Origin of the sequence: Serinibacter salmoneus (assembly GCF_002563925.1) — a bacterium.
GTDB lineage: Bacteria > Actinomycetota > Actinomycetes > Actinomycetales > Beutenbergiaceae > Serinibacter > Serinibacter salmoneus.
In genome coordinates, this window is record NZ_PDJD01000001.1 from 3,260,593 (window position 1) to 3,268,715 (window position 8,123).

At 70.9% G+C, this 8,123-nt stretch carries 12 protein-coding genes and 2 pseudogenes; 3 read left to right on the plus strand and 11 right to left on the minus strand.

From position 1 onward, the window contains the following. Window positions 1-160: 160 nt before the first annotated feature. Window positions 161-763: a carbohydrate ABC transporter permease gene (locus ATL40_RS14555; RefSeq protein WP_245867169.1), complete on the plus strand. Its 603-nt coding sequence runs from the start codon at window positions 161-163 to the stop codon at window positions 761-763. On the opposite strand, the gene ATL40_RS14560 is transcribed toward ATL40_RS14555, so the two are convergent. The 5 genes from ATL40_RS14560 to ATL40_RS15520 form a co-directional block, all read right to left on the minus strand. Further along, window positions 738-1,349, minus strand: coding sequence for a carbohydrate ABC transporter permease (locus ATL40_RS14560; protein ID WP_245867171.1), 612 nt, complete (start codon window positions 1,347-1,349; stop codon window positions 738-740). The two genes, ATL40_RS14555 and ATL40_RS14560, sit on opposite strands and share 26 nt — an antisense overlap. A 169-nt stretch (window positions 1,350-1,518) precedes the next feature. Continuing rightward, on the minus strand, window positions 1,519-1,647 hold the full coding sequence (locus ATL40_RS15615; protein ID WP_281254908.1) for a hypothetical protein: 129 nt from the start codon (window positions 1,645-1,647) through the stop codon (window positions 1,519-1,521). After that, a complete protein-coding gene (locus ATL40_RS14565; protein WP_245867173.1) occupies window positions 1,644-2,825 on the minus strand; it encodes an ABC transporter substrate-binding protein in 1,182 nt (393 codons plus the stop codon). The genes ATL40_RS15615 and ATL40_RS14565 overlap by 4 nt, the downstream gene beginning before the upstream one ends. Next, the gene (locus tag ATL40_RS14570) at window positions 2,822-3,796 is read right to left on the minus strand and encodes a substrate-binding domain-containing protein (RefSeq protein ID WP_342747633.1); all 975 of its coding nucleotides are present in this window, start codon (window positions 3,794-3,796) and stop codon (window positions 2,822-2,824) included. Before ATL40_RS14570 ends, ATL40_RS14565 begins: the two co-directional genes overlap by 4 nt. Continuing rightward, a complete protein-coding gene (locus ATL40_RS15520; RefSeq protein WP_245867174.1) occupies window positions 3,682-3,948 on the minus strand; it encodes a LacI family DNA-binding transcriptional regulator in 267 nt (88 codons plus the stop codon). The genes ATL40_RS14570 and ATL40_RS15520 overlap by 115 nt, the downstream gene beginning before the upstream one ends. Window positions 3,949-4,186: 238 nt before the next feature. On the opposite strand from ATL40_RS15520, the gene ATL40_RS14575 reads away from it, so the two are divergent. Together ATL40_RS14575 and ATL40_RS14580 are read left to right on the plus strand one after the other, a co-directional pair. Further along, entirely contained in the window at window positions 4,187-4,588 is a 402-nt protein-coding gene (locus tag ATL40_RS14575) for a hypothetical protein (protein WP_098470173.1), read from the plus strand. Further along, window positions 4,561-4,800, plus strand: coding sequence for a hypothetical protein (locus ATL40_RS14580; protein ID WP_098470174.1), 240 nt, complete (start codon window positions 4,561-4,563; stop codon window positions 4,798-4,800). The genes ATL40_RS14575 and ATL40_RS14580 overlap by 28 nt, the downstream gene beginning before the upstream one ends. 12 nt (window positions 4,801-4,812) lie before the next feature. On the opposite strand, the gene ATL40_RS15525 is transcribed toward ATL40_RS14580, so the two are convergent. From ATL40_RS15525 to ATL40_RS15280, 6 genes and pseudogenes are all read right to left on the minus strand, one after another. Next, window positions 4,813-5,232, minus strand: coding sequence for a hypothetical protein (locus ATL40_RS15525; protein WP_245867176.1), 420 nt, complete (start codon window positions 5,230-5,232; stop codon window positions 4,813-4,815). A gap of 397 nt (window positions 5,233-5,629) precedes the next feature. Next, window positions 5,630-5,977 (minus strand): annotated as a pseudogene (locus tag ATL40_RS15715) (transglutaminase-like domain-containing protein); the annotation flags it as partial. A 718-nt stretch (window positions 5,978-6,695) separates the two neighbouring features. Next, the gene (locus ATL40_RS15620; protein WP_281254909.1) at window positions 6,696-6,827 is read right to left on the minus strand and encodes a hypothetical protein; all 132 of its coding nucleotides are present in this window, start codon (window positions 6,825-6,827) and stop codon (window positions 6,696-6,698) included. Between the two features lie 172 nt (window positions 6,828-6,999). Next, window positions 7,000-7,299 (minus strand): hypothetical protein, encoded by a 300-nt coding sequence (locus ATL40_RS14885; RefSeq protein ID WP_143557012.1) that lies wholly within the window; start codon window positions 7,297-7,299, stop codon window positions 7,000-7,002. A 232-nt stretch (window positions 7,300-7,531) separates the two neighbouring features. Further along, complete coding sequence (locus ATL40_RS14890) at window positions 7,532-7,720, minus strand: hypothetical protein (protein ID WP_143557013.1); 189 nt, start codon at window positions 7,718-7,720, stop codon at window positions 7,532-7,534. Window positions 7,721-7,761: 41 nt separating this feature from the next. Beyond that, window positions 7,762-8,123 (minus strand): annotated as a pseudogene (locus ATL40_RS15280) (hypothetical protein); the annotation flags it as partial.

Sequence of the window (8,123 nt, forward strand, 5' to 3'; positions counted from 1 at the left end):
AGGGTCGGGCCAGCGGGCGCAGGTACGAAGCGCGATGGGGCGCGGGGATGGCCACCCCGGCGGTGGTGCTCCTGGTGCTGTTCCTGATCGTTCCGGTGGTGTTGGCGTTCGTGCTCTCGTTCACGAACGCGCGGCTGGTCTCCCGAACCCGCCGCGGTTCGTGGGACTGGACAACTTCATCCGAGCCTTCACCCAGGACCCGGTGTTCACCCGATCTGCACTCAACACCGCGATCTTCGCGGCCGTGGTCGTGCCCGTGCAGGCAGGGTTCGCGCTGTTCCTGGCGATCCTGGTCAACCAGAAGATCCGTGGAGTCGTGGCCTTCCGCGTGATCTTCTTCATCCCGGTCGTGACCTCCATCGTGGTGGTCTCGATCCTGTGGAAGTTCATGTACCAGGACGACGGCCTCATCAACAACGCGATCGACACCCTGACGTTCGGCGCGTGGAGCGGGACGGCGTGGTTGCAGAATCCGTCCACCGCGCTCGGCGCGATCATCGTGCTGTCGATCTGGCAGGCCGTCGGCTTCCACATGCTGATCTGGCTCTCGGGGTTGCAGACCATCCCCGAGGAGCTCTACGAGGCCGCCCGGATGGACGGTGCGGGCACCTGGCAACAGTTCGTCAACGTCACCTGGCCGGGCCTGCGACCTGGTGCCCCACGAGGATCGATCACACCCCCCCCCTCCGCGCCCCCGGCGCCCCCCCATCGGCGGTCGGTTCACACGCCATGGGTGTTCATCCGTGGCCGGAGGCCTCGTTGACGATTGCACCGAACTGTTGCCAGGTGCCCGCACCGTCCATCCGGGCGGCCTCGTAGAGCTCCTCGGGGATGGTCTGCAACCCCGAGAGCCAGATCAGCATGTGGAAGCCGACGGCCTGCCAGATCGACAGCACGATGATCGCGCCGAGCGCGGTGGACGGATTCTGCAACCACGCCGTCCCGCTCCACGCGCCGAACGTCAGGGTGTCGATCGCGTTGTTGATGAGGCCGTCGTCCTGGTACATGAACTTCCACAGGATCGAGACCACCACGATGGAGGTCACGACCGGGATGAAGAAGATCACGCGGAAGGCCACGACTCCACGGATCTTCTGGTTGACCAGGATCGCCAGGAACAGCGCGAACCCTGCCTGCACGGGCACGACCACGGCCGCGAAGATCGCGGTGTTGAGTGCAGATCGGGTGAACACCGGGTCCTGGGTGAAGGCTCGGATGAAGTTGTCCAGTCCCACGAACCGCGGCGGGTTCGGGGAGACCAGCCGCGCGTTCGTGAACGAGAGCACGAACGCCAACACCACCGGAACGATCAGGAACAGCACCAGGAGCACCACCGCCGGGGTGGCCATCCCCGCGCCCCATCGCGCTTCGTACCTGCGCCCGCTGGCCCGACCCTTGATTCGTCTACCCCTGGCCCGGCCATCGACCACCGGTGTCTTCTGAGTTGTCATACATACCTCCCGGGCATGCCTCACGAGGTGGGCGGGCCGATCGGCCCGCCCACCTGCGCAAGGTCTTCTAGAAGCCGTACCCGTCGTTGGAGGAGATGTTGGCGTCAATCTCCGTGACGGCGCCGTCGAGCGCGTCGTTGACGTCGGCACCGTTCATGATGTCCTTCGCGGCCTTCTCGAAGGAGGAGGAGATCACGGGATAGGCCGGTGTCTCCGGACGAACGATCGCGAAGTTCTCGGACAGTTCCACGAACGGCCGCAGGTCACCGTCGGGGCCGAACAGCTGCGAGGCCTCGGCCGCCGTGGCCGTTGCGGGGATGACCACCTGGTTGTCGGCGAACTCGGTGATGTACTCGTCGGCGAAGGAGAACTCCAGGTAGGCCCGCGCGCCGTCTGCAGCGGGGCAGTCGGCGCTGATACCCACTGCCAGGAGCCGCCACCGATCGCCGGCCCGTTCCCGAAGTCGGGCGGGGGAAGGATCAGCAGATCCTCACCCACGGCCTCGAGGGAGTCCATGGCGTTCCATACGCCGGTGTAGCTCAGCGCGACGGCGTCGTCGTTGAATTCCTGGTTTCCGATCGTGCCGTTGGCCGAGGTGAGTCCGTTCTCGAACGCCTCCTGGAACCAGGTCATGGCGGCTACCGAGCCCTCGGAGTTCAGTGCTCCGTCCGCCGTGAGCATGGAGTCCCGGTCGATGAGGTCGCCCCCGGCGCTCTGCAGGAAGGGTGAGTAGGCGTAGGGCCACCACTCGCCCGTGTCCTCGGCCCCGATGTCCAGCGGGGTCTCATAGCCAGCGGCCTTCAGCGTCTCCAGCGCCGAGGTGAACTCCTCGATCGTCCAAGGATCCTGCACGGTGGGGATCCGGATGTCGTTGGCCTCCAGCACGGACTGGCGGGCAAAGACGGACAGTGCGGCGTCCCAGTACCCGGCGCTGTAGATCTCGCCCTGGTACTCCCCGACCGCGGAGGGCAGCAGGGCGTCGGTGATCTCCGTCGGCAGGTCCAGGGGCTGGAGGTAGCCCGCCCACGCCCAGTTCGGGACGATCGGGCCGTCCATGTCGATGAGGCACGGCAGGTCCCCGGCTGCGGCAGCGGCCACCACCGCGTCGTTGTAGGCGCCCTGCGGGAACGCCTCCTGCACCACCTCGTACTGGTCCTGCGAGGCGTTGAACTCAGAGATGATGCGCTCGTAGACCTCGAGTTCGGCCGGGTTGCCCGCCGAGTGGGTCCACATGGTGACCGTGGTGGCTCCACCGTCACCTCCGGCCGCCTCGTCGCCCTCGGATCCGCCTTGACCGGCTTGACCGCATGCGGTCAGGCCCAGGGTCGTGGCGAGTGCGCCGGATACGATCAGGGTGAGGGAGTTTCTCCTCATGGTGTTCCTTCCTCGCTCCCGGGCTGCCACCCGGGAACTGCCTCGGTGGTCGCTCCTGTGCGACCGCTGGGTGTGGCGGTGGGTCCATCGCTGGCTGGCGTGATGGAGGTCAGCGGTGGACCCACAGATGAGCGAAGCACCACCGGACACTCCATCCGGTGGATCTCGCCGTCCTTCTCGATCTCCCTGATCCCCAGCGCCACCTCGGTGGCCCATCGCCCCATCGCCTCGTGAGGCAGGGCAACGGTGGTCAGGGGTGGATCGAGTTCGGCCGCGATGAGCTGTTGGTCGTCGTATCCGACGACGGACAGGTCTCGCGGAATCTCCAGTCCCGCACGGTGCGCCGCGGAGTAGACACCGCTCGCGATGCGGTCGTTGAAGCAGAAGATGCCGGTGGGGCGCTGCCGCGGCGGGAGCGCTATCAGACGTCCCAGAGCGGATCGGCCACCGGCCGCGTTCACCTCCGCCCGCACGTGCAGCGCCGGGTCGGGGGTGATGCCGGCCTCCAGCAGCGCCGCGCGGTAGCCCGCCAACCGCAGCCCCGACGCGATCGGAAGGTCCTCCTCGTCGGCGTCGATATAGGCGATGCGTCGGTGACCGGAGGCGAGCAGCACCTCGGTGGCGGCGCGACCCCCGCGCTCATCGTCCGGGACCACGGCGGGAAAGCCACCGCCCTCGGGTCGGCAGTCGAGGAACACCGTGCCCGGCGGCAAGCCTTCGGGAACAGGGACGAGCCGGTGCCACATCGCGGCATAGATCATGGCGTCGACCTGGTGGCTGGCCAGGGTGGCGACGGCGTCGACCTCGATCTCCCGATCGCCGTCCGTGTTGACCAGGACCACCAGGTGGTCGTTGCTCAGCGCGACATCCTGGGCGCCAGAGAGCAGCCGACCTGCGTACGGCGTGGTAGCGATCCGGTCGGAGAGGAGGCCGACGGTCCGGGTGCGCCGCGTGCGCAGGCTGCGGGCCAGGGCGTTCGGGGAGTATCCGACCTCGGCCGCGGCCGGCGCACCTTCTCCCGGGTGGCCGCGGGAATTCGGCGAGCGCGGTCGTTCAGGACAAGGGAGACGGTCGAGGTGGAGACCCCCGCCGCCGCGGCGACGTCAGACAACTTGGCGCGCATGTCCACTCCCACCTCACTTCGTCGTGATGGTCCGAGGCGGTCAAGTCCGCCGGGTCAATCGATTGACCTGATGTTCGCGCAGTCCAGAGCGGTGTGTCAAGACCTGAGCCCGAATCGTGATCGCGCATGGCCGTGACGGCCGGGGCCTCCCGGCGGTTTCGCGCCGTCTCGCGCCCGTGACGCCGCTTTGCCACCCCTCCAGGTGCGGCCTCGGCCACCATCCCCCACCCTGTTGGCCATGGACACCGACGACCCCACCGGGCGTAGTTCCATCGCCCACCCGCATCGCGCCTCGCGCGCCCGCCTCGGCCTCGCCGGCGCGGGCCTCGCCGCAGCCCTCACGCTCAGCGCGTGCAGCGGCATCTCCCTGCCCACCGGTGACGGCGGCCAGGTCAACCTCGACCTCGACGGTGACGGCGGTTCACTCACCGTCACCGACGAGGACGGCAACGAGCAGAACATCGATATCGAGACCGACGACGACTCCTTCGCCATCACCGATGGGGACGGCAACAACATCATGTCCGGGGGTGGTGGCACCGAGGTGCCCGAGGACTTCCCCAGCGACATCCGCTGCCCGACGGCGAGTTGCAGTTCTCCTCGAGCGTCACCGTGGACAGTGGCGACAACTGGTCGCTGACCTACCTGGTGCCGGGTGACCCGGTCACGGTCACCGAGGCGCTGCGCGGCGAGATGGACTCCGCCGGGTTCGAGGAGATCTCCAGTTGGCAGGCCGAGGACGCCTCCGCGACCGTCATGGAGGGCAACGGCTACACCGTGTCGCTCATGACGGCCGACGCGCCCGATTCCGAGGGAACCAGCGTCACCTACACCGTGACGCAGCAGAGCTGAGCATCCGGCCGCTCACCGCCAGGCGAGCGGCCGGATCGAGCGCGGGAACCACCGGTCGGCGGGCCGGATCGGGGCGTGCACGACCAGGCCCTCCCGCAGCCGCTCCACGAGCTCGGCGTTCTCGCTGCCTGCGGGGCCGTCATGGGCGTGCTGGTGCAGGACGGCGAACCGCTCGGGTGCCGCCGGAGCGCCTCCCTCCCGCTCCGGGCTGCTCCCGGGCCCGCCGCTCGCACGTCCTGCCCGTGCGCCCCACCGGCGGGGGCCGGGGCGTACCAGGCGCGTTCCAGCCTCTCCACGAGGGGCGTCCAGGCTCGCCCGGGTCCACCGGTCCGCCAGGGCCGCCGTCGCGACCTCGTGGGCGATCTGCGGCACGGAACCGTTCACCGGCAGGTCGAGCCCGTGGTCCAGGCGAGCGCCTCGATCTCCGCCCACGCCTGCGCATCGCGGCGGCCGGCCCAGCCTCCCGCATGCGCACCAGCCGGCGGCGACGCACCATCTCGCGCGCGGCATTGGGCGCGAGCGCCAGGATTGCCGCGCCCAGCATGGCGGCGACCAACGGCAGCAGGCTCGCCCGACCCCTGCTGCTCATCCTGCGCTGCGGACCCCGCCTGCTCGTCCGGCGCCGCAGAACTCGCATCCGTGGTCGGTTCCGGTGCGCCGGTCTCCCGGCGCCGAGGTCTCGACGTCGGGTACCTCCTGGCCCTCTTCCCCCGGGTTGCTCCCGGGGCCGAGGTCCGGCCCTGGCCCAGCACGGTCTCCCGGGGCCCGAAGCCCTGTTGCCGCAGGTTCGAGCCGTCAGCGGGCGTCGGGTCGAAGCGGACCACCCCGCGTCATCGAACTCGACCTCGACCCACGCGTGCGCGTTCGTGGAGTAGATCTCGGTGACGCCGTCGGCGTTCGTGGTCCCGGCGGAGTAGCCCACCACCACGCGGGCGGGGATCCCGAGGCTGCGGAGCATCACCGCCATCGCGCTGGCGTACTGCTCGCAGTACCCCACCTTGCGCTCCAGGAAGTCCAACAGGCGGTTGCCGGTGGAGCCATCGGCCACGGACAGGCTGTAGGTGAATCCGCCGGTATCGGTGAACCACTGCTGGCAGGGCCAGGGCGCGAGCGAAGTCGGTCTCCGCGCCCGCGGTGACCTGTTCGGCGAGCGCCACCACCTGCGGGTGCACCGCATCCAGGCGGGTGTTCTCCTCGTCGGGGCTCGTGGTGTCCGCGGCGAGCGCCGCGGCCGAGGGGCGCTCGCCGGTGACCACCAGCCGGTAGGCCCCGGGATCGAGGGGGTCGCTCGCGTGCCACATCGCAGGCTCTCGTCGTGGGCCCAGCCCTCGACCTCGGTCGCCAGGGCCTGCGTGCTGTCCGGGACCGGCAGGTGCGGGGTGAGTGGTCGGTCGCGGTCAACCGCAGCAGGGTCACCTCTCCGTTGGAGTCGCCGGGCGTGACGGTACGGGGCACGTCCATGACCGGGGCCGGATCCCTCGGCCAGGTCGCCCAGGCGCCAGCCGACATCGTCCACCCACTCCTCCAGCACGGCCACCCGCACGTAGTCGGGGTCTCCTGCCCCTCGATCTGCAGGAGCAACTGGGAGTCGCCCGCTGCGCAGGTTGCCCCGCGAGTTGCGTGAAGGGTGAGACGCCGATGGTGTGGCGCGAAGGCGTCGTAGCGGCCCTGCGTGCCGACGGGGGTGAGCGGGACCGTGAGCACCGCCGCGCGATGGCCAGCCCCCCACCCCCGCCACGGCGGCCACCGCCCCGCGTCTGGCGGAGCCGTTCGCGAGGCGCTGAGCCCGAGCAGTGCGATGTACGCGGCGGCAGCCACCGCGAACCGGCTGAGCACCACCGGCTCGACCAGGAGCACGGCGGCCACGATGAACAGGACCAGCAGCGGCAGTGCGATCAGGGCGGCGCCCGGTCGGCGAGCCGGTCCGCGAGCACGGCGAGGCTCCCGATCGCGAGCACGAGCAGCCAGGTCAGCTCGCGGGAGGGCTCCACGGGGATACGGCCGGTGACGATCTGGTTCCACGCCACCACGAACGCCTCGCGCGCCCGGCCAGGTCCCAGATACCCGAGGTGAGGCCGGCGACGACGAGGAGCGCTGCCACCTGCACCAGGCCGAGACCCAGCCACGCGCCCGGGGAGACCAGTGATCGACCGCCCGAGGGTCGTGACCCGCCGCGCAGCGACGCGGCGATCACGCCCGTCAGCCCCAGGGTGAGGATGATCGCGACGGCGGTGACCAGGGCGGCAGCCAGGAGGTGTTCGCCAGGCCCGGTTCCAGGAGGGTCGCGGCGGCGAGCAACGCGAGGCGGCGAGCAGGTGGATCGCCACGGCGATCGCGAGACGGGCGCCGCGCCGCTCCCCCCAGCCGCCGGGCCGCCGGCGCTGCCGCGCGGCCCCCGATCAGCGCTCCGGGGTCCCCCGGCGCACCGCCGCGCATGGCCTCGCGGGCCGCGGCGCTCAGCGCCGAGTCCGTGGCCTCGCTCATCTCGGTCCGGGACATGCCGACTGCCTACAGGGCCGGCACGCGGCGGCGCGCCGCGTTCCAATCGAGGGCGGGGTCGGCGCCGAGGTCGGTCACGTGCCAGCCGTGGGAGGCGAGCACGGCGCGTGCGCGCTCAGCACTCGCGGCGGCGGCCCCTCCGCGCCAGGAAGGCGAGGCAGGTGGCGCCCTGCCGGCGGCGTTCGCCAGTCCATGGCGTCGGCGTCCGTGTGGACGGCGGCCACGGCGATGATCAGGTCCGGCCGTCCCGGCACCTCGGGCGAGAGGGGCGCGGCGGCTGAACCGGTGAGGTCCACCAGCGCTGCCAGGCCTCGGCGGGGGTCTCGGGGGTGGCCAGCACGGTGCCGGCCTGGTCCACCAGCGCGGTGAGCACTCCGCGATCCAGGAGTTGGACGAGCACGAGGCGGCCATGGTGACGCACCGCTCCAGGCCCTCCTCGGCCACGCGCTGCGGGCCGCCCTCTCACCCTCGCCACCGCTGCGGCAGTCCAGGATCACCGCGGCGGAGTCCGCCTGCACCGCCTCCGTGTGCGCACCAACAGCCCCTCCTCCTGCCGGGCGGAGCACGCCAGTTGATCAGCCGGGGGTCGTCGCCGCTGACGTAGGGCCGCAGGGTGGCCTGCGGCGCGCCGCTGGCGCCACCCGGCTGCGCACCGCGGGCCTCCGCGGAACCGGACAGGCTGCGGGGCAGGCCGGTGAGGGCCACGGGTCGGGGCGCGACGGCGAGGGTGGCGGTGACGCCGAGGGCCGCGTTCGCCTGGCACAGCCCGAGGGTCCAGCACCCGAAGCCGCGTGAGGCGATCGGATACCGTCCGCGCCGCACGC

Coding starts and splice junctions, on each gene's coding strand:
- ATL40_RS14560 (WP_245867171.1), bottom strand. CDS start 1,349: ATGGCCACCCCGGCGGTGGTGCTCCTGGTGCTGTTCCTGATCGTTCCG.
- ATL40_RS14565 (WP_245867173.1), bottom strand. CDS start 2,825: ATGAGGAGAAACTCCCTCACCCTGATCGTATCCGGCGCACTCGCCACG.
- ATL40_RS15520 (WP_245867174.1), bottom strand. CDS start 3,948: ATGCGCGCCAAGTTGTCTGACGTCGCCGCGGCGGCGGGGGTCTCCACC.
- ATL40_RS14575 (WP_098470173.1), top strand. CDS start 4,187: ATGGACACCGACGACCCCACCGGGCGTAGTTCCATCGCCCACCCGCAT.
- ATL40_RS14885 (WP_143557012.1), bottom strand. CDS start 7,299: ATGTCCCGGACCGAGATGAGCGAGGCCACGGACTCGGCGCTGAGCGCC.